Source organism: Saccharibacillus endophyticus (assembly GCF_013185185.1).
Lineage (GTDB): Bacteria > Bacillota > Bacilli > Paenibacillales > Paenibacillaceae > Saccharibacillus > Saccharibacillus endophyticus.
The window spans coordinates 38147-58578 of the sequence record NZ_JAAZWE010000007.1 but is presented as its reverse complement, the minus strand read 5'-3'; the positions used below and the strand labels follow the sequence as shown (position 1 = coordinate 58578).

At 49.3% G+C, this 20432-nt stretch carries 13 protein-coding genes and 2 CRISPR repeat arrays (1 of these 15 cut by a window edge); of the genes, 1 reads left to right on the top strand and 12 read right to left on the bottom strand.

Annotated features, from left to right (window positions below):
- Positions 1 to 1411: direct repeats of the CRISPR family, unit length 29 nt; unit sequence CTTCATATCCCACTACGTTCAGATAAAAC (it extends 1609 nt beyond the left edge of the window).
- Positions 1412 to 1604: 193 nt separating this feature from the next.
- The 8 genes from cas2 to cas6 all read right to left on the bottom strand — a co-directional run bounded on the left by cas2 (position 1605) and on the right by cas6 (position 10126).
- On the bottom strand, positions 1605 to 1865 hold the full coding sequence (gene cas2, locus HRQ63_RS22110; RefSeq protein ID WP_172247331.1) for a CRISPR-associated endonuclease Cas2: 261 nt from the start codon (positions 1863 to 1865) through the stop codon (positions 1605 to 1607).
- A gap of 1 nt (position 1866) precedes the next feature.
- The gene (cas1b, locus tag HRQ63_RS22105) at positions 1867 to 2859 is read right to left on the bottom strand and encodes a type I-B CRISPR-associated endonuclease Cas1b (protein WP_172247330.1); all 993 of its coding nucleotides are present in this window, start codon (positions 2857 to 2859) and stop codon (positions 1867 to 1869) included.
- Positions 2856 to 3368 (bottom strand): CRISPR-associated protein Cas4, encoded by a 513-nt coding sequence (gene cas4 / locus HRQ63_RS22100; protein WP_229714143.1) that lies wholly within the window; start codon positions 3366 to 3368, stop codon positions 2856 to 2858. Before cas4 ends, cas1b begins: the two co-directional genes overlap by 4 nt.
- Before the next feature lie 30 nt (positions 3369 to 3398).
- Positions 3399 to 5759, bottom strand: a complete 2361-nt coding sequence (gene cas3 / locus HRQ63_RS22095) for a CRISPR-associated helicase Cas3' (RefSeq protein WP_172247328.1) — start codon at positions 5757 to 5759, stop codon at positions 3399 to 3401.
- 80 nt (positions 5760 to 5839) lie between these two features.
- Positions 5840 to 6556: a type I-B CRISPR-associated protein Cas5b gene (cas5b, locus tag HRQ63_RS22090; protein ID WP_172247327.1), complete on the bottom strand. Its 717-nt coding sequence runs from the start codon at positions 6554 to 6556 to the stop codon at positions 5840 to 5842.
- On the bottom strand, positions 6553 to 7461 hold the full coding sequence (gene cas7i / locus HRQ63_RS22085; protein WP_172247326.1) for a type I-B CRISPR-associated protein Cas7/Cst2/DevR: 909 nt from the start codon (positions 7459 to 7461) through the stop codon (positions 6553 to 6555). The genes cas5b and cas7i overlap by 4 nt, the downstream gene beginning before the upstream one ends.
- Positions 7454 to 9382 (bottom strand): type I-B CRISPR-associated protein Cas8b1/Cst1, encoded by a 1929-nt coding sequence (gene cas8a1, locus HRQ63_RS22080; protein ID WP_172247325.1) that lies wholly within the window; start codon positions 9380 to 9382, stop codon positions 7454 to 7456. The genes cas7i and cas8a1 overlap by 8 nt, the downstream gene beginning before the upstream one ends.
- A 3-nt stretch (positions 9383 to 9385) precedes the next feature.
- On the bottom strand, positions 9386 to 10126 hold the full coding sequence (gene cas6, locus HRQ63_RS22075; protein ID WP_172247324.1) for a CRISPR-associated endoribonuclease Cas6: 741 nt from the start codon (positions 10124 to 10126) through the stop codon (positions 9386 to 9388).
- Between the two features lie 265 nt (positions 10127 to 10391).
- Here cas6 and HRQ63_RS22070 point away from each other — a divergent pair, with 265 nt between their 5' ends.
- On the top strand, positions 10392 to 10727 hold the full coding sequence (locus HRQ63_RS22070) for a hypothetical protein (protein ID WP_229714144.1): 336 nt from the start codon (positions 10392 to 10394) through the stop codon (positions 10725 to 10727).
- Positions 10728 to 11006: 279 nt separating this feature from the next.
- Positions 11007 to 13494: direct repeats of the CRISPR family, unit length 29 nt; unit sequence CTTCATATCCCACTACGTTCAGATAAAAC.
- Positions 13495 to 13780: 286 nt separating this feature from the next.
- Here HRQ63_RS22070 and HRQ63_RS22065 read toward each other — a convergent pair.
- The 4 genes from HRQ63_RS22065 to HRQ63_RS22050 all read right to left on the bottom strand — a co-directional run bounded on the left by HRQ63_RS22065 (position 13781) and on the right by HRQ63_RS22050 (position 19991).
- Positions 13781 to 14671: a hypothetical protein gene (locus HRQ63_RS22065; RefSeq protein WP_172247323.1), complete on the bottom strand. Its 891-nt coding sequence runs from the start codon at positions 14669 to 14671 to the stop codon at positions 13781 to 13783.
- A gap of 322 nt (positions 14672 to 14993) precedes the next feature.
- Complete coding sequence (locus tag HRQ63_RS22060; RefSeq protein ID WP_172247322.1) at positions 14994 to 15989, bottom strand: ABC transporter substrate-binding protein; 996 nt, start codon at positions 15987 to 15989, stop codon at positions 14994 to 14996.
- A gap of 118 nt (positions 15990 to 16107) precedes the next feature.
- Entirely contained in the window at positions 16108 to 17748 is a 1641-nt protein-coding gene (locus tag HRQ63_RS22055; RefSeq protein ID WP_172247321.1) for a helix-turn-helix domain-containing protein, read from the bottom strand.
- 179 nt (positions 17749 to 17927) lie between these two features.
- A complete protein-coding gene (locus HRQ63_RS22050; RefSeq protein WP_172247320.1) occupies positions 17928 to 19991 on the bottom strand; it encodes a beta-galactosidase in 2064 nt (687 codons plus the stop codon).
- Between the last annotated feature and the right edge of the window lie 441 nt (positions 19992 to 20432).

Below are 20432 nucleotides of genomic sequence, written 5' to 3'. Positions count from 1 at the left end.
GCCCCAAGCGCTTCGATCACCGGACTTCATATCCCACTACGTTCAGATAAAACTACCGTACGCCGCTGATCGAGCGGTTGCCCGGCCAACTTCATATCCCACTACGTTCAGATAAAACCATCCAGCGGGCACTCTTCCAGCATGCTGACCAGTCTTCATATCCCACTACGTTCAGATAAAACGATCCGGCTGCCGATATTGTCGTCGTAGCTCCTACCTTCATATCCCACTACGTTCAGATAAAACTACTTTCGGTTTGATGGGATCAGGTTTCCACTCATCTTCATATCCCACTACGTTCAGATAAAACGATTGAACATGATTAATTTGAGAGCGGAAGACCGACCTTCATATCCCACTACGTTCAGATAAAACCGGTTTGTTGAAGATTCGGAATTCTCGCATATGGAACTTCATATCCCACTACGTTCAGATAAAACGCTGCTGCGGTTCAAGGTGAGAAGGAGAGAATGTACTTCATATCCCACTACGTTCAGATAAAACCCGCCTGCATACGCAAATAAGCGTCCAACTCCATTCTTCATATCCCACTACGTTCAGATAAAACGGTTGTGCCTCGGGGATCAATTGCGGATTTTCCGTCTTCATATCCCACTACGTTCAGATAAAACCACGGCGCCAACGCGTCAACAGCTTCACGATGTCCTACTTCATATCCCACTACGTTCAGATAAAACTTGAAGGCTTCCATCGTTTACTCGCTCCTCGTTAGTCTTCATATCCCACTACGTTCAGATAAAACCCCAACCGGAATAGCAGCAACAAACGCATCAGCCCTCCTTCATATCCCACTACGTTCAGATAAAACGCTTAGGGGGTCCAAGCCCTAGCCGCCTGTGAAACTCTTCATATCCCACTACGTTCAGATAAAACATAAGCGACAAAATCATTAGGCTGAGGCACAGCTATCTTCATATCCCACTACGTTCAGATAAAACCGCATTGACGGCATGACGGTACAGCTGTCGTTCGTCTTCATATCCCACTACGTTCAGATAAAACACGGTATACTCGCCCAGGCCGTCGACTTCGATATCCCTTCATATCCCACTACGTTCAGATAAAACTTCAGCTCGTCCATTGAGAGCGTCGGCTCCAGCTCCCTTCATATCCCACTACGTTCAGATAAAACGCTGCGGCGCCGCCGGCGCTTGCCCGTGGTGATCCTTCATATCCCACTACGTTCAGATAAAACTGGAAGGCGGTAAGGACCGCGAGCTGCTTCAAGGCGCTTCATATCCCACTACGTTCAGATAAAACACGTTCAGGATCTCGCACAGCTCCCCGTGAAACTTCTTCATATCCCACTACGTTCAGATAAAACTCGTTCCCACCACCGGTTCCCGGATCGGTTCCGGGATCTTCATATCCCACTACGTTCAGATAAAACCCCGCTCAAAAACCGTTCAAAACCCGCACCATTGAGCCATTTCGTAACGGCATCAAGGGCAACATTTGCATCGAACCGCCAATCGTGTAAACGTAAGCCCTACGAAATAACCCCCACCCCCTTGTCTATCAAGGGTTCAAGCCACTTTCGCTCTTTTTCCGGTTCGATGCAAATGAACTTCACTACTTCTTTCTCATAAGAACATTGTATAAAAAGAACGATCGGTTCCAAGCACTTCTTTTACCAAATTACGCGGGTTCTCTACTTTATACAAATAGACGGAATCCTCTTCATCCATGATCGTTTTCAACTCGGCCAAACAACGCGTCAACGTGCCTTTCGTGATTTCGCCTTCGAATACCGAGTTTTGCGTCCAATCCAGATATTCGCGCAGTTTTTTGCAGACTTTGCCTACCCTTTTTTCACCGACGTCGTACGTAATAATTACAAACATGCTACCACCACGCTTTAAAAGGTTTATAAATTTCGTCACCGATCATATGCTTAATCAGTTTATAAGCTTCTAACCGAATTAAGTAACGATACGAAACCTGCCGTCCCAGCTTGCGGTGCTTGATCGTTTCTTTCATTTTAGCTTCGAAATCCGTCAAAAAAATCTTGCGCCCTTCTTCGCTCAAAAAATACATGCCGTCTTCGTTGCGAAAATGCTTGGGCTGTATTCTGCGATTATTGACCAACGTAAAGACCAGCGGATCAATCAATAACGGTTTGAAAATCTCAGCAATATCCAGACAAAGCGAGAAACGTTTGCTTGAAGGTTCGTGAAGGTAGCTGATCGCCGGATCAAGCGCCGTTTTGTATACCTCTGACAGAATTGTCGTATACATCACGCCATTGCCGAACGAAATCATGGCATTGAGCGGGTCCTTCGGCGGACGCTTATTACGACCGGACCATTCAAAGCCTGTATTTTTCAGCAAAAAAGGAAAAGCTTCGTAATAAACTTGACGGCACTGACCTTCGACGCCCATGGCTTGAGGAATTCCGGTAGCGGCATCCAGCAAAGCAACGCGTGACACCATCGTATCCACATAAGGCTTGGTCGCTTCTCCCTGCTTGCGCAGATTTCGCACCATGTGATGCACACCGCTTTGGATAAAAGCTTTCGCCAAAAACAATCTTTTTGCCGGATTCAGATAGTGGGAACTCTGTTGCACGACATTGTAACCGGAAATTGTGCTATTGCGAGGATAATAAGTGCCGTCGTAATATCCGTAATGATTGTAGACATGAAGACGTACCTGATGCTGAGTCAAAATGTGCAGAAGCGAGCTGTTGAAATCCACATTGCCGAGCAGATGAATATTTTCCGTTTGCTCGACTGGCAGCGGCTGAGATTTTCCTTCTTCGTTCACAAAATACAGCGTATTGTTTTTGCGATGCAGCTTTCCTGCCGAGAAAATAAATACGTCACGTCCCGAACTCATGCTTCTTCCTCCCCGATTTCGCCCGATTGACAAAAATCCCGATACGCGCATTTGGTGCAATAAGGCAGTTTTCGATACTTGGGTAAAGTGCCGCTTCCAATTTGACGAACGCCCTGCATCGCCGCCTCTACTTCTTGAATCGCGGCTTCGTCCAACCCCACTTCAACCGTTTGTTTTTCTGTGGGATAGCTGAGCAGTCCTTTTTTCTCAATCCCGTTTTGTTTGAGCAGATACAAGTAGTACAGCATCTGCAATCGATCTGCCCGCTCCATGCGGCTGCTGATTTTGACTTCGCGCACCCAATCTTCGTCGATCGCGTCCACAACGGCTTCGCCGCCGATCTCGATTTCTTTGTCCAACCGTCCGTAAGCATAGTCATGCAGAACCTTTCCTTCTTCCACTCGCTCGCTATGCTGCTCCATGCCGAGTCCATGTTGAAACAACCAAAGCTTGCGTTTGCAGACGGAATAATAATGCATTTCAACACCGCGAATCTCTAACGTTTCCAAGATCATGCGCCTCCCAATTTGAAAAATGACTCAAAGGAACAATGAGGAATAAGCGGCTTTATCGACTTCCAGACCTGTTTTAGAATTGTACGGAGCGTCTATGATATAAAGATCGGGAATCCCGGGAAACGGACTCAGAAGACCGCTTTTTTTGGCTTTGTATAAGTTAACGCCAACTAGGTAGTGCTCGATTTCCTTTCTGGATTTCTTTTTTTGTTGCCACAAGGATTTGCTGCTGTTAAATACGGCCATCGCGCGCTGAATCTTTTCTGCTTGCATCAAACATCTGGGCACGGCTTGAACCTCTTGAATGTCCCGGAAGATTTTCTGCGCTTCACTGCGATTCATATCATATGGAGTCATGTCTCGAATCTCTCGGAGCGCGTTATCGAATTTCTCTAAAAAAATACTGTTTTTGAGGTTTTTCCGATCGTACAATTCATTGATCATATGCTGTTTAATCGATTCGCGAAGTACCGTGCCATGATGCTGTTTTAGCAATTTGACGCTTTTATCGTACAAGTTCTCGTCATAGACCGATCCTACACCGCTGGCATCGCCGAGAAAAACATGGATATTCGCTTCGGTCGTATTTTTTTTGCCGCGTCGATTACAGCGTCCATAACGCTGAAATTGGCTGTCCAATACGGACATTTCCGTGTAAAGACGGTCGAAGTCGATATCCAGGCTGGCTTCGACCAATTGCGTAGTAATCCAAATGCCCGTTTTTTTGCTTTGTTCGAACTTTAAAAGCCGCTCTTCCAACTTGGCTCGATGCCTGCGAACAAAACGTGAATGCAAAAGCCGAACGACGATTTGATGCAAATCGGCCATCTCGGATGCTCGGAGCGCTTGAAACATCTCCTTCGAACGATTGACCGTATTGCAAATAACCAGAACGCTTTTAGTCTTACCCTCTTCCAAGATGCGTTCCAAAACAAACGATTTCGCCAAATCTTCTTCATGTACCTCAATATGATGCCGCAGATTGGTATCGTCGATAAAAGGTTGCGGCGATATCACCAGTTCATGCGTCGGTTCCCCGCGACTTTCGCTCAATTCGTGTTCCAACGCTTCCTTATAAATTTTCGGCATCGTGGCCGTCATGATCATAAACGATCCACCGATACGGTCGATCATTACCAAAGCACGGATAAGGATCGCCGCAATCTCCGGGCTATACGCTTGAAGTTCGTCGATCACGACTTTGGAATACGCCATCGTTGCATATTCTTTTTCGAAGCCGAGGTAATACAGCGGGAATTTTAAAATTTGGTCGACAGTGCATACGATAAGCGGGTTCGCATACTCTTTGGTCGCGGAATGGATAAGCGGCAGACGTTCTTCGTCTTTTGCCACCTGCGCCTGACGACGTTGTGAGCTGTTCTTTTCCCGGTCTTCCATCAGCATCTGCTCCAAATAATCTAGACTCGTCGAGTGCAGCAGGCCCACAACCTCTTCGCCTTCAAAATCTTCTTCCGTGTACGGCGACTCGCCTGAATCCATGATGCTGCCGACTCGTCCGTTCAAATTAAGCCCTTCGCGATTGACTAGCCGTTTATACATGCTGTTCAGACTCACCCGAAGCGGCAGCGTGAAGAAAGCTTTGTCGTCTCCAATCCATAGTAATCCCGCTTCGGTCTTGCCCATACCGGTCTGCGCGACGGCAATGACATGATGTTGGCGGTTGAATTTGGAGAACTGCTGCAACGGATTAAGTCCGGTATCGGGAAAAGAGCGTTGAATGAACGCTTCCGTTCGTGCTCCCGGATTGGCTTCCGGCGCTATGGAGATCGGAACATGGGCAGACGCGGCATGATCCAGACGATGCAGCAGACCTTTGAGCAGCACATAACGATAAAAGTCGGGGCCGTTTTCGATTTCGGTGTAACGACGTTTTAAGATTCCGAGTGAAGAGCGATCACCATATTCGGCAATCTCAATTCCCAATTCGTCAGCTACCGTTTCTTTTAGCGCAGGAAAATAGGTATCGTACACCAGGCTCAACTGTTCTTCATCATCCAGTCGTTCACGTTCATGATGGAATCCGATGGTTTGAAAAAGAAGCGCGCGTTCGACTTTATTCAATTTCAACACTTTTCGAGGAAATGCCAAGATCGATAGCAAATTATGCTGTAGGTCATACAGAACGCTCAAATCGAATGACAATTCCGATTCTCCTACCGCTTTTCGCAACTTGTGTTGAAACACAGGGTTATACTTGCCCACATCATGATATAAAACCGCCCACTCCAGCAGCTTCCAATCTTTTTCGCTAAGGAATGAGAGCTTATCGGCATGTACGTCCTTAAGGATATGAAATCGCTTGATCAATTCTTGTGTATGCGTAGCTATTGTTTCGATCGGCTTTGATTTTGCTAAATACTCCATATCAACACTTCCTTTCAAACCACAAAGGGAGAACCGACATGTCATCCGGCTCTCCCTCTGAGGTGATTAAAAAAATAAGTTTACCCAATCATGGGCTCTGAAAAATAAATGCCTTGCCCTTCATCATCTACGTAAACATCGGCTTCATCGGAAATTGCAGCTCCGTCTTGGACGTAGCCCATATGAAGCTTATCCCAGATGCGTACGCCGTTCACGATCCGATACGTCCAATTCAAACGGTAAGGAGAATAAGGCACATCGTCTGTCTCATCCAATATCCGCTCGGGAACAAATGCGCCTCCATGAATAACGACAGGTCGTTCCGCGGATTCAATCTCCACGATCTCGCACTCATCCACACGGAGCAAATCTTCCCACCGACCCAGACTCAATGTTGTCGAAGAGTCTTTGATCCGGTGTTCGAGCTCTTCCATCACCGACTGCTCTGCCTGTACGTGAATCACCAGATTGACGTCATACAGCATATGCGTATAGATCGGCATCGTTGTAATTTCTTCCAACTGACGATCCATGCCCAATCCGGCTGTCGTCAGAATAAACTCCGGCGTTGAGTGTTGTTTGAAAAAGTAATGAATCTGGTAATCCGTCATCAGCGTATCGTATCCGCCTTGCACGCTGATCTGCATCGGAATCAACTCGTTGGCTTCCAGTACGGCGTGCAGCATGCCTTTGACGGTCGAATGCGGAGGAAGCGGATACGTTTCGGCGACCTTACTGGCAAAAGGCTTTTTGTAGCAGGCCGTTTGTTGATACAGCTTCAGCCGCAGCACCTTCATGCCAATTCCTCTAACGCACGCATGGCTTCGGCCTGAATGGTTTGGAAGAAATATTCGATGCTTCCGCTGCCGGCAATGCCGAGCTCATTGAAGTTTGCTTCGTTTTGGAAAATGCCGGATACGTAACCCAGATGCGTCGAATTCGCGATCTCCTGACCACCAAAAGTCGTCTGCGCTGCTTCTTTGAGTGCCTCTGTATTCAGCTTCCAGGCTTTCACCTGCGGCTCCAGCATCAGACGCCCCAGGAAAAACGGATTCGCCGCCGGATAAACGCCGCCGATTACAAACAGCGGAGCCAGCGATTCTTGACGTCCCCGGATGTTTCGATTGAGCAGCTTCACAATATCCAAAAACTGACCGAGGCGTTCTTTGCGCGTTTCCACAGGAAGCGACACCGGATTTTTTTTGTCTGCGGGATCGATACCTACACGCTTCAAATCCAACGTAATCGTATAAGCGTAGAAACTCTCATGCTGCTCGATATTGGCCAGGTTCGGCGTCTCGCCGATCCGCTCGGCCAAGCCCATATTATTCAAGAACTCGATGTCGCTGCGATAAGGCTCAAGCGAAATCGCGTGGGACAGACGAGCTACGGCAGGCCGCTTCATTGAATTTTTATTCGTTTTGAGATAGCCGAACAAATCCATCTCGACCGAATCGGCGATGGTCAACGCTTCCTGGAATTGCAAAGTTCCTTTGGATTTATCCACCACATCGAGATTCCAATCGAACCACTCGTTTCCCAGACGCACAATATCGTAACGCAAGCTTTGGCGGGAAGCGAAAGTCAACACATCGCCGTTGCCCCGATGGATTTTTTTCAACTCGGAAATATTGGCAATGCCTTCTCCGTAGTTCAACGAATTGGCTTTGAAGATCAACGAAAGTGTCAAGGCTTTACTCATGAACCGCTTCCCCCTCTGGTTTCAATTCCTGATCGGCTTTTTCTTCGGCGTCTTTCCGATCCTGTCCCAGCAATCCGGCAACAAACGCACTGGAGATCGTTTCGAAATCCAAGCCCTCTTGCGTGAAAATATTCAAAAAAGCATTGGATACGGGAAGAATGGCATCCGAACGGCTTGCGGACAGATAAACCCGAAAAACGCTGTCCATAAATTCCTGACGATCGCCGGACTTCGCCGCATTCAACAATCGGTAAGCCAGGCCTTCCAGCTTTTTGGAACCGGGCGCTCGATAGTTTTCTTCGTTTTCTCCGCCCTGCCGTCCTTTGACCATGCGCTGCCGGATCATGGCTCCCTGCTTGTATACGTGCCAAACGGTACTGTCCAGATTCTTATCCTGCATACGCTTCTCTCCCTTTTTCGCAAGCAACCACTGCACTCTTGCTCTCGTGGCTTCAAGCGCGTAATACGCCAACCATTTCGGATCGCCGCCTTTGTTGCTCTCGACGATCGCCAGCCGCAAGATCTCGAAAATAGTCAACTTCGGATCATGTCCTTGCAAAATCTGACGCAAAAAAGCATCTCGCTGCTCCCGATGCTTGATTCGTTCGATCCATTTTCCGTAATGATGCAAATAATCAGCCATGTAAAGCGGCATATGATAATAGTCAAGTAATGTCTTTTTGGCCGAATATTCAGAATGGACTTCAACAAATGTATATTGCTTTTGAATATGTTCTGACTTCTGCTCGTGTTCACGGAACAACCCAATAATGGCTTCGCCGAAAGTCGCGTCCTGCTTGCGTCTGGAGCGGTAGCTCTCGTTTTCCATATATTCCGTATCGAAACTGCGCCCGGTTAACAGCATACCGAAAAAGCGTTTGTTCTCATTGAACTCTTCGGTTCCTAAACGTCGGTTGTATGTAGCCATGCCGATCGGTACGCACAGGAAAACAAGCCGCGCGAGCGCACTGATCGGGATCGGGAGGTTGCGATTAAAGTCCCAACTGAAGTTAAACGCTTTGCTTTTCGACAGGGCCAACGGAGAAAATACCATTTCCTCATACGATTGCGTCGCATGCATCCCGTCGATAAAAGAACAAGGCAGAATCTGACTTTGAAAATACTCGGCTACCTCATGGTCTGCTTTCATCTTCTTGAGCGCTTTGCGCCAATCGTGAAAAGGCTTATAATCGTCCGCCCAAAGCTCCAAAAAAGGCAGCAACCGTTCTTTTTCCAATCCATTTCTCACCACGTCGTACCATCTCAACTCATGCAGCGCAGGCTGTGCAAAGTCTTTCTCGATCTGCGCGATATGCTCGTCCGTCGATTTGGCGTTGAAGGTCGGCTGCAAAATCGAAGTCTGGCCAAAAAACGGATTCATGATCATGGCCTTCATATAATTCAGCGTCAGCTTTTCTTTGATCGCTTGCGTAGACATCGTCTTCTCGTACTCTTCGACAGCCTGCTTGACCACATCGCGCTGATCGTAACCCGAGCAATTTTTAAGCGTTTCCATGATCTGCTGCAACAGCTCGTGCTCGGGGCTTCCCGCAAAGTATTTATCGACTTTCTTGAACTGATCGTTGATCTGCGCACGAACTTGCTTGGCGGCTTCTTTGATCTGGGCATCTTTCTCTGCCGGCTTCAAGCGATCCGGAACATTGTCGGAGCGCTTGCTCCAGAACTCCATCCGTTTGACGTCTCGAGTCACGATGTTAAATTCCTCGATCATGTATCGGATATACCGTTTCGCAAAAGATTCCAGATGCTCTTCCGTCAACGTTATGCGCGTACCTTCGACTTTAAACTTTGCGCGATCCAAGCCGTACTCGGACAGATCGCTTTCGTATAAACGTCGTAACCCGATCAGTCCCGCCGTCCACATCCAATCTTCCATTTGCAACTTGATCGAAGCTCCCAAGCGCTAACCCTCCTCCCGCACATAATCCAACAATCCAAAGCTTTGCGATGCTCTTTTGCCGACTCCCGCTTGATACAGCAGCTTCAAGTCTTCCGGGTGTCCTTCCAGCTTCAACGTTCCTTGATACGCCGTGTAGTAAAGCCAACGCTGTCCTTGTTCATTGCCAAACTGCTGACGAAACACCGAATTGCGTTCTTTGACTATCTGTTTGCGCATGTTTCCCGGCTGCATCACGATCGGACGATACGGTTCGCGTCCGGTCAACTCCCGTATTCTCATCTCCGCAAAGTAGCCAAACTCTTCGACATAATGAGGCTGTTCCGGTCCGAGCGGTTTCCCGTTTCGGTCTTCGATCAGAACAGGGGACAACGTGCGGAACCAGACCCGGTCGCCTACAATATCGGTTTCTTGCACCATTCGGATCTGCGTTCTTTTCCAAATCGTCCCGTCCGTTCTATATTCCGCAATCTGCTGAAGCCCATTGAACAGATGCAGCATAAACTCCATATCCGGACTCGAAATCGTCAGGGTAAAAGCATCCAACTTGATTCGGTCATTCTCGTACGCAAAGCGATGCAGATAAACGGCAGTCGAGAAAGGCTTCATTTTTCCCTCGCCAGCTACATATAACTTCTCGAAATACTTCGGATTAGCTCGACGTAAAGATTCTTTAACCAACGAAAGCATAGGCATCCGATAGTCTACGGGTAACGATTCTACGTCGTAAGTTACGGCTAAACGCAATATCACACCTCCTTTTTTTCAAGATAGCTGTCGTTACATGACTGAAAAGGATTCTGCATCCAATTATAACAAGCAGAACATACGTTGCCTAGTCGATTGCTTGAAAAACCCCACAATGTTCAAATAAATGAAAGAAACAAGTTCCTTAAATAAGTTTATAATTTTCAAAAATTCATCCCGTACACAAATGGAAGCTTTAAAAGCTACCCAAGTCCGCGCAAAAATGATCAATTTTATAGATCGTGTGGTTCGGGAGAAACCTTAGGTGATTCGTCGAAATCGCGATATCATTGTAGCCACTTCGCAAAAAGACATGCTTTTCCTGCTTAATGCGTGCGAGCTCATCTTTGGATACGAGATAGATGAAGATGGACGTTACGCGGGAAACATCAAAGAGATTGAATTCATCGTCGCAGACGGTGCTTCTATTGAAAAATTGCGTTTAGAATTAGCTTATCAATTACTCGATTACGCAAATGAATACATTGCCGATTATTCTACATACTCCAATGCCTTCAACATTAAAAACCATGCGCCGTTCGCGCTTAGCATACTTCTAAATGATGATATTGAGACGATCGCAATGTCGTTGAAAACTTGACCTATATCATGTTGGAAGGATGAGAAGCGTTTGCTGAAGAGAAAAATGATACTATTCGAATAACCACAGTTTCTAAAGTAACAGGCTAGATGAATAGGATCAATTAAACTGGTGTTGTACAGGCTTTTGCGTATTGCTTCATTTAGAAAAACCAACATTTCAGAAAGAGGCATCTTCAATTTTTTATGGGTGCCTCTTTTCCATTCAATGTCATGACCTTATCCCACTACGTTCGTATAAAAAAGCAGGAACGAGCACGGCTGGACCGGGGCGTAGCAATTTCATATCCTACTACGTTCAGATAAAACTAAACTCTTCCTTGATCTGCTTGATAACCAATTTGTACTTCATATCCCACTACGTTCAGATAAAACGGGAGCGGGAATGATTATAGAAGGGGATGAAGAAGACTTCATATCCCACTACGTTCAGATAAAACGAGAATCCGGAGCGATCGAACAGGACGCAGATATCGCTTCATATCCCACTACGTTCAGATAAAACAAGGAGGAATCGACATGTGGGGTGACGCAGTAAAAACTTCATATCCCACTACGTTCAGATAAAACAGTGGACGGTTTTCGAAGTGGCAAAGCGGCTCTACACTTCATATCCCACTACGTTCAGATAAAACATCGCTGCAATTCACGGCTGCTACGATCCTGCAATCTTCATATCCCACTACGTTCAGATAAAACCGGATCCGGAGCGGCCACCGTCACCTTATCTGTCTGCTTCATATCCCACTACGTTCAGATAAAACGATCAGAATTTCGCCCATCGTGAGAGAGTGGAAAATCCTTCATATCCCACTACGTTCAGATAAAACATACATGAACATATTCGCTTCCTCATTTCGAAATGACTTCATATCCCACTACGTTCAGATAAAACCGGGTGTTTCGATTGTCGACGCTGCGGGTGTTCCGGCTTCATATCCCACTACGTTCAGATAAAACGTTTCCTACTATTATTGCCCACTACGCGATTTTTCTCTTCATATCCCACTACGTTCAGATAAAACTGGCGGGCTCGGAGATCCTGGCGGGCAACAAAGATCTTCATACCCCACTACGTTCAGATAAAACGATCAGAATTTCGCCCATCGTGAGAGAGTGGAAAATCCTTCATATCCCACTACGTTCAGATAAAACGTTTTTGACGCTGATCACGCCTTCGTAGTCAGCCTGCTTCACATCCCACTACGTTCAGATAAAACAAGAATGCCTGGTATTAGCTGACGATGGATACATCACTTCATATCCCACTACGTTCAGATAAAACAGAATGAAATGACTGTAAACGCGATGACTCAAAAATCTTCATATCCCACTACGTTCAGATAAAACTGGGCGACCAGGGCGCGCCGATCGTCGGTGACGCTGCTTCATATCCCACTACGTTCAGATAAAACCGATCCCGATTTTCGTTACAGTGCGTCGTTGGCTTGCTTCATATCCCACTACGTTCAGATAAAACATGTCATCAAATGCTCCGGCAGAAACAAATGTAATACTTCATATCCCACTACGTTCAGATAAAACGCTGTAGACTCTTTATCTTCTTCGTCCGCATTAGTCTTCATATCCCACTACGTTCAGATAAAACCAACCGAAACCGCACTTATACAACATGAAGAACGCGCTTCATATCCCACTACGTTCAGATAAAACACGGATCGGATATCCCGAAAATCACCGCGACGCGACTTCATATCCCACTACGTTCAGATAAAACACTTCTTCTGAAACATCATACTCTTCATCTGTCTTCATATCCCACTACGTTCAGATAAAACTCGGTACCGGAATTGTAGTCCGGCATCGGATCTGCTTCATATCCCACTACGTTCAGATAAAACTCCGGTGACGTGAGGGCGTCGGGCCGGCTTATGAATCTTCATATCCCACTACGTTCAGATAAAACACCGGGAAACGTTCTCGGCCATGCCTGGCGTTAATCTTCATATCCCACTACGTTCAGATAAAACGACGCCGTAGTCGTTGATAACGCTCGCCTGCATGAGCCTTCATATCCCACTACGTTCAGATAAAACCGTACGCCGTATCCGCGAATCCACGGTCCAGGATCGCTTCATATCCCACTACGTTCAGATAAAACACAAAAACTCGCTTGGATCGACAAGGCCGCATCGAACTTCATATCCCACTACGTTCAGATAAAACCGTCGATCGTGTTCGACAGCGAGACGACCAATTTGCTTCATATCCCACTACGTTCAGATAAAACCTCGTTGGCGTTTGGTGAACGACGATTCCGGCCACCCTTCATATCCCACTACGTTCAGATAAAACATTTGAGTTCGTTCGAGATCCATTCGATGAATTTTTCTTCATATCCCACTACGTTCAGATAAAACCCGTATAAGGCGCTTGAAGTCGTGTATCCGAAACTCTTCATATCCCACTACGTTCAGATAAAACACGTACGTAGCCATAATGCCGGCTAAGGCGCCGAACTTCATATCCCACTACGTTCAGATAAAACAGGTAACCGCGCTCCGCGCGCCCCCGGCGCTTCGCTCTTCATATCCCACTACGTTCAGATAAAACACCATCCTTCCAAATCTCAACCTTCCTCGTATCAGGCTTCATATCCCACTACGTTCAGATAAAACACTGTTCCGCGGATCCTCCGGCAAAACCGGAACACCTTCATATCCCACTACGTTCAGATAAAACTACAGGACTGGCGAGAAGATAACGCCCAGGACGAGCCTTCATATCCCACTACGTTCAGATAAAACCCCCGCCAAAAAACCGCTCAAAACCCTTACCACACAAGGCTTTCTCCCCTCCCCTCTTCCTTGCTTTTGCATCGAACCGCCAATGACGTAATCGTAAACCTAACAAATAGAGTCTCAAACCCTTACCAGACAAGGGTTTACCTCCATTTGCCCACAAATCCGGTTCGATGCAAAATGCAAAATCGGTCTTAAACAAAGTCGACAATCATAGAATTTTTATTCGGCAAACGATACACGATATCCTCTACCCGTTCACAACCAAATAAACAGAAAAGCCATGCCTTCCTTACGCAGCCCAAAACCGATACGTCCGCGTCCACGCTTTACTCTCTCCCGCTTCCAATTCCAAATCAACAAACACCTCCGGCGACACCACATGTCCCGATCCCCACAATCCCAGCTTGGCAGCGCCGAAGTCTCCGCTTTCGCTCATACCGGCTCCGCTCGGCACGTGCAGCAGCTCCCAGTAAGGCTTCTCGCCTTTCGCGAACCCTTCGTACAACGCATAATATTCGCCGCCCGCCTCTGCATTCCAGGTCAGTTGCCCCGGCGACAGCTCCAGCTTCTCTTCCACGCCGCCGTCGCCCAGCAGCTTAAGCTCTGGCGCGTACGGAAGCTTCAACACATAATCCGGCCCGATCGCATGACCGCCTACGCTGACAAAGTTATGTACGTATTCGTTGGTCGAAATCTTCTTCGATCCGACGTTTTCCAGCTTGTAGCGGACATGCAGGGTGCGGCCGTCGACGGTGATCGTTTTGACCAGCTTCGCAGCGTAACCGTTATGTTCGGGAACGTCCACCGTAAAACGAATCTCGCTGCGCCCGACTTCGGTCCGGATCTCGTAAGCTTCGACCGGATACGTCCGGGCGAAGTTGTAGTTCTCTTCATCGATCTTCGTCAGCGCGCCGATGCCCAGTTTGACGAAGGTGTCGCCGGGAACTGCATCGTCGTAGCCGATCGCTTTGTCGATGCCGAATTCGCCCGACAGTCCTTCGCCGCCCGTGCCTTGTCCGGCGATGAGGCTCTCCGGTACGCAAAAATCGACGCCCGCACTGTCCAAACGAACCTGAGTGATCCAGCCTGTACGGTCGAATCGGGTTCCGGCGCAGGTTTCGGGCACGCGGATCGTAACCGTCAATTCGTCGCCGTTTAAGATATACTCATTCGTTTCCATTGTTGAAAACCTCCCTTTTCCTATTCGGCTCTTATCTGCTTCGAAGCCGATTTCGTTCCATCATCATAACGCGACACGGGGAAAAAAGGTAGATGCCACAAGCTTCTGGGGCGCCTTGCTTGCCACGTCGAGTTGATTCAACAAAAAGCCCCTACTAGTACCTTATCAACTCTTAATCATAGGATTAGGTTCGTCTGAAACCCACACGCTTTAGGTGGGTTTTAGGCGGGCATAACCTTACTTATAGCGTTGATAAGATACTGGACGGATACTTGGAACAAGTCCGTCCAGTAGGAGCTTTTTCGATGAATGAGGTTTGATGTTATTTAAAAAATCCCAGCACGTCGTCGATTGCGTTGGAATCGGCCAGAGGCGACATGCCGACGTTGAACCATTCCCGGTCGTTGACGGTGTGGATATGATCGTTTTTGACGGCGGTCATGCCTTGCCAGAGAGAACTGCTCAGGATTTCGTCGAAGCGTTCTTTCACTTCCGGACCGTCGTTGTCGAGTTGGACGATGATATGGTCGGCGTCGTAATCCGGAAGTTTTTCCAACGAGATCGACATGGTAGATTCGGTCTGCGGGAAATCCGGGACCGGATTCAGGCCGAGTTGTTTGTGAATCAGGTTGCCTCTGTCGATGTTTTCTCCGCTGATGACGATTTCTTTGGCCATGACGCGCATATACATCACTGTTTGATCGCCTGCCAATTCGTCCAGTTCTTTGGCGGCTTGCTCTTTTTTGGCATCGAGATCGCTAATCACTTGCTCGGCTTTGTCTGCACGGTCGAATACTTCGGCGATGTCGCGCAGTTCGTCCTGCCAATTATCGCGCTCGGGCAGCAGTACGGTCGGCGCGATCTTGGATAGTTGATCGTAATCCGCTTCCGACCACCAGGTCGGCGCAAGAATCAGATCGGGCTGAGCCGCCAGAATCGCTTCGAAATCCGGCGTGCGCGAGATGCCCATTTTGATCGTGTCTTTCAAAGGATCGCGCAAATAGGTCGGCAGTTCTTCGTGGTAATTCTGCACGGCAACCGGTATGATATCAAGCGCGTACAAAAAGTCCGGGTAAACGACCGATAAGCCGATGACACGCTGCGGGTCAGCCGGAATGTCGATATCGCCTTTGGCCGTGCTTACGGTTCGAGTCTGCGGAGCTGCTTCGCTTTCGGTTTCTGCAACAGGCGCGGACTGCGTTGTAGCCGCCTGATCCGCTTCCGCCACCTTCGCGGGCTGCGCGCTTCCTCCGCATGCCGCGATAATAAGCAGCAGCGCCAACATCCCGATCGTCATAACCCATTTCTGTCTTTTCATTATGATCCCCCTTGACTCCATCGTCTGCGACAACGTCCTCTTAATTGAGAACCATTGTCATTAAGGGATAGTATACGGCAAACTTTTCATGTGCAATATCGACAATAAAGACTTTATTTCATGCAGGATCCCGCCAGATGTTTAACACTTCATCCAAAATCAAATCATGCGTGAATGCCGTATACTCGCTGAGCAGATTCGCCGGGAATAGCTCTACGCGCTGCAAACGGACGGCTTCGATCTGTTTCCATGCCTTATGCCGATTCAGGGAATGCCAGGTTTGCTGAGACTCTTCGTCCTGCTGCACAATCATCAACATCCGATCGAATTGCCAATTCGATAGCCGTTCCGGTTCAATCTCCAAGTCTTCTTCGGTCCGAACAAGCTCATGCGGCGGTTCCAGACGAAGGTCGTCATAGAATACCGAAGCCACGCTGTAACGCTTGGGCAGCATTAAGCGCGTACCCGCAAGTTTCAGAACCAACAAACGAATATTCCCTAACCGCTCCGCCAGTTGTTTCCGAACAAAATCGGCCTTGCGTTCATACCGCTCCAACCATGCTTCGGCCGCGCCGTCCCGGCCCAGGTCTTCCGCAATCAGACGCAGGCGCGTTCGCCAATCCACGGCGGCACGCATTGTGCCGAGCGGGGCAATCGCTAGCAATTGATCCTTTTCCCCGGTATCCAGTTCCCCTTCGCACACGATAATAAAGTCCGGCGATCCTTCTCGAAGCTGCTCCAACTTTTGCAGGGGATCGTCGCTTAACGGCAGCACGTTATCGGTCGCATATTTGCGTCGGTAGTATTCGGTCCAGGGATGGCTGATCGGAGCCGCAGACGGAACGATGTACAAGGCCAACAACACACCGATGGCTTCCGGGTGATAAGCGACGATCTTTTGCCTGGCATTGCGGATAAACGCTGCCGGAGGCACGCCCGCGACCTTTTTGAATATGCGCCGAAAATAAGCCTCGTCCCGGAATCCCACATGCTGCGCAATATCTTTAATAGAATGCCGACCTTCCGCCCGCATCAGATTTTGCGCCTGCGCAATTCGGTATACGGTTAGCTCGTCCATCGCGCTCCGCCCGTACCTCTGCTTGAACAAACGCATAAAATGCCTAACGCTCAGCCGCGCCACCTCCGCCAGTTCATCCAGCGACAGCTTGCGCGCATGATGCTTTTCCATATAGGTTCTAACCTGCTCCAGTCGGGTCTCATAATCGTCCTCCCGTACCTCCCGCGCTTCGAGCAGCATCATTCGAATCAATTCCTGCAACTGAATCCGAGCTCCCAACCGCTCCAAAGCATCTTCATGATTGACAGATCGAACGATACTCTCGCACAATCCGTCCGCCGATAAGGAAGCACGCAGAATCAACTCGTTCACGGCGGGTAAAAAAAGTTCCCCGCCGCTTCCTTTTGCCCGTCCGATATAGCTCCCCGTCTCCGCTGCCGCCGCGTCCCATGCCAATGCCCGGAACCGAATCGCGTACAACCCCCGGCCGTCCAGATTCCAAGCTTTCGCCCCGACGAGTTCGCCGGGACGCCGCAAGTACAAGCCTCCCGTGCGAAGTTCCTTGAATCGTCCGTCCACCGTGATCCGTCCTTCTCCGCCAGCCATGAAGAACAGCAGATAGTCATCGAGAAAATGCAGCGGCAGTTCCCACGTGGCGCGTTGGTTCGAAGATGTCGCCTCTACGAGCAAGAACGCCAGCTTATCCACGTTCACTTCTTGCTCCTTCGCTTTCTTTTCCATGCTCCGCCTCCCTGCCTTACGACCCTTTGCTTGCTTTACCCCAGTATACATGCAAAAAAGCCCTGTTCAAGCCCGGCGCATCCCGTAGCTTGAACAAAGCTTTTGGCTTCTGAAACCCACTTATCGCCGCTTAATCGGATAGGCTGTCCGCATAGTTAAGCGGATCGACATCCTCATCGTTAATCCTTGGCTACTCCGTCTTCGATCGCCGACGAGCAGGCCGCACTCTCCCGGTCTTCCACGATCGCGAAGCCCCAGCCGGGCAGGCGCAGCAGTTGGCCATGCCGGATATCGTCGCCCGACAGCAGCTCGCGTCCGTCGCGATAACCGTAGTCGAACGATACGGACTCGTCCGAATAATTCAGGAAATAACGGACCCGGCAGCCTGCGCGGTTGATCCCGGATTTGACGATCAGCGGGAAAGCCAGCTTCTGGTCTTGTCCCCATAGTCCGGCTTCGCGCAGCACTTGTTCGAACAAGCCGAGCAGCAGCTTCTCCTCCGGCATAAACCCGATATACGTCGCTGTTCCTTTGCCAAAGACATTGCGCGTAATCGCGGCATACTCGTTCCATTGCGGATGATCGTAGCGCGCCAGCACCTCCGCCGTCGTCGGCGTGAGCAGTTCCATCCACGTCTCCACGCTGCCCGCTTCTTCGCTTATCGCGGAGAAGTCGTTGGTTACCTGAATACGGACGTCTTTCGGCTCGATAAACAGCTGATAATTCACGCCGCAAGCGCGCTCGATAAGTCCGGGCTGCGCGCTTGTTCGCACCTGCACGTCGTCGTTCGTAAATCCGCTTTTGAACGTATAAAAGATATGTCCGCCTTTTTCCGTATAGTCATTCAGCTTCTCCAACAGTTGATCCGGCGCGCTATACAGAGCTGGCACGACGATCAGGTCGTATTCCGCAAGCACCTTCGCGTCCGTCTCGGGATGAATGAAGTCGCAGCCGACATTCAGCTTGTACAGCGCATCGTAGCAGCGGCGAACGACATCGTTGTAATTCACTCCGCCCGGCAAAGGGAACCAGTCGATCGAACTGAGCGCTTCGTTGCTGACCAGCATCGCGACGCGGTTGATTTTGCGTACGCCGGACAACGATTCGCTCAGGCGCGCAAAGTCGGCTCCGATCGTTTTCGCTTCATTATAGATCGGGTTCGGCTGCAGATCGTGGCTCAGCAGTCCTTTCCAATACGTCTCGAACGAATTGTGGATCGAATGCCAGTGCCAATATGCGACCATGCTCGCTCCCGACGCCAGATGGCTGAACGCGAGCAATCGAAGCTGCCCCGGATACGGCGTCCAATGCGGGAAAGCCTGCGCCTGCGTCTCCAAAACCAAATAGTTGGACTGCTTGAGCGAACGCGTCATGTCCCCGCCGAACGAGATTTCCGCACCCGTCAGCTCGCCTTGCGACGGATGGTAAATGTCCACGCCGGCGATATCCAGGCATTCGGCCGCTTTAAAATGATCCACGTCCCGCTGCACGCCGTACGAATGGCCGCGCCATTCGAAGTCGAAGTTATGCGTGACGAACTGCCCCGGCTTTTTGTACTCGTTGACGATGCCCGCCTGCCACGCCAGAAAATCGGTCACGAGCTGCCGCTGGAAACGGGCGAATTCCGCACCCAGGCTGCCGTTGATCGTGCCCAGCGCCGAGGGGAAATCTTCCCACGCTTCGATCCGGTTGCTCCAGTAAGTCAGTCCGAAGCGCCGGTTCAACTCGTTCAGATCGTTGCCGAATTTTTCCCGCATCGCCTTCACGAATTGAAGCTGCACGTTCGGCCCCGCCGTACCGTAATGCTTCGTCTCGTTATCGAGCTGGTAGCCGATTACCGCCGGATGCGCGCAGGTGCGGCTGATCAGCTTGCGAATGATGCGTTCCGCGTAGAACAGGTACGCCGGACTTGTAATATCCATGATCTGACGGGCGCCGTACTTGCCGGGACCGTCTTTCGTGACCGCCAATACTTCCGGATGCTCGCGTACCATCCAAGGCGGAATCGCGTACGTCGGCGTACCGATAATCACGTCAATGCCTGCTTTGTGCATGGCGTCCAGTACCCGATCCACCGATTTGAAGTCGAACACGCCGTTTTGCGGTTCATGCGTGCTCCAGGTCGATTCCGCGATGCGGACGACTGTGATGCCCGCCGCTTTCATCATTTCGATGTCTTTGTCCAGCCGCTCGTAGGGCATGTATTCATCGTAATAAGCGACTCCGTAATGCAAGCGTCCCATAAGCGTTATCCGTCCTTTCTTCTTGCGGACTGAAGGCTGGCGGGCCGGAATGCCGTTCGCTCGACGCGGCGCCGCCCGGTGCCTATCCGTACTCTTTTCGAGGTAAAGCGCCTCATTCCCTGCAAACGCTTCACTTTCTTCGCAGACGCTCGTTTCCTTTCCCGACAACTGAAGGATTTTCGACAATACGTCACGCATGAAAAAAATTTCATGTCGCGAAGTTTTACAAAATGTTGATCTTTGTTTATTTCTCTGTAGAATCTTTTTTCGCATTCGGGTCATAAAACGTTTAAACCGACACGTTTTGTTCAAAATTCGGAGGATTATTTTTCCGAACGCCGAATATGGAATCTAATTGGAAAAAGCACTTCTTTACATCCGCTTAACAAATGGGCGTTATACTTAAAGGAGTTAGATTCATCCGCGCAACCTGCGGTCGAT

Bases quoted from the DNA above. Each gene is read 5' to 3' on its own strand.
- cas2 (WP_172247331.1), bottom strand. From the start codon at position 1,865: ATGTTTGTAATTATTACGTACGACGTCGGTGAAAAAAGGGTAGGCAAA.
- cas1b (WP_172247330.1), bottom strand. From the start codon at position 2,859: ATGAGTTCGGGACGTGACGTATTTATTTTCTCGGCAGGAAAGCTGCAT.
- cas3 (WP_172247328.1), bottom strand. From the start codon at position 5,759: ATGGAGTATTTAGCAAAATCAAAGCCGATCGAAACAATAGCTACGCAT.
- cas5b (WP_172247327.1), bottom strand. From the start codon at position 6,556: ATGAAGGTGCTGCGGCTGAAGCTGTATCAACAAACGGCCTGCTACAAA.
- cas7i (WP_172247326.1), bottom strand. From the start codon at position 7,461: ATGAGTAAAGCCTTGACACTTTCGTTGATCTTCAAAGCCAATTCGTTG.
- HRQ63_RS22065 (WP_172247323.1), bottom strand. From the start codon at position 14,671: ATGGAAACGAATGAGTATATCTTAAACGGCGACGAATTGACGGTTACG.
- HRQ63_RS22060 (WP_172247322.1), bottom strand. From the start codon at position 15,989: ATGAAAAGACAGAAATGGGTTATGACGATCGGGATGTTGGCGCTGCTG.
- HRQ63_RS22055 (WP_172247321.1), bottom strand. From the start codon at position 17,748: ATGGAAAAGAAAGCGAAGGAGCAAGAAGTGAACGTGGATAAGCTGGCG.
- HRQ63_RS22050 (WP_172247320.1), bottom strand. From the start codon at position 19,991: ATGGGACGCTTGCATTACGGAGTCGCTTATTACGATGAATACATGCCC.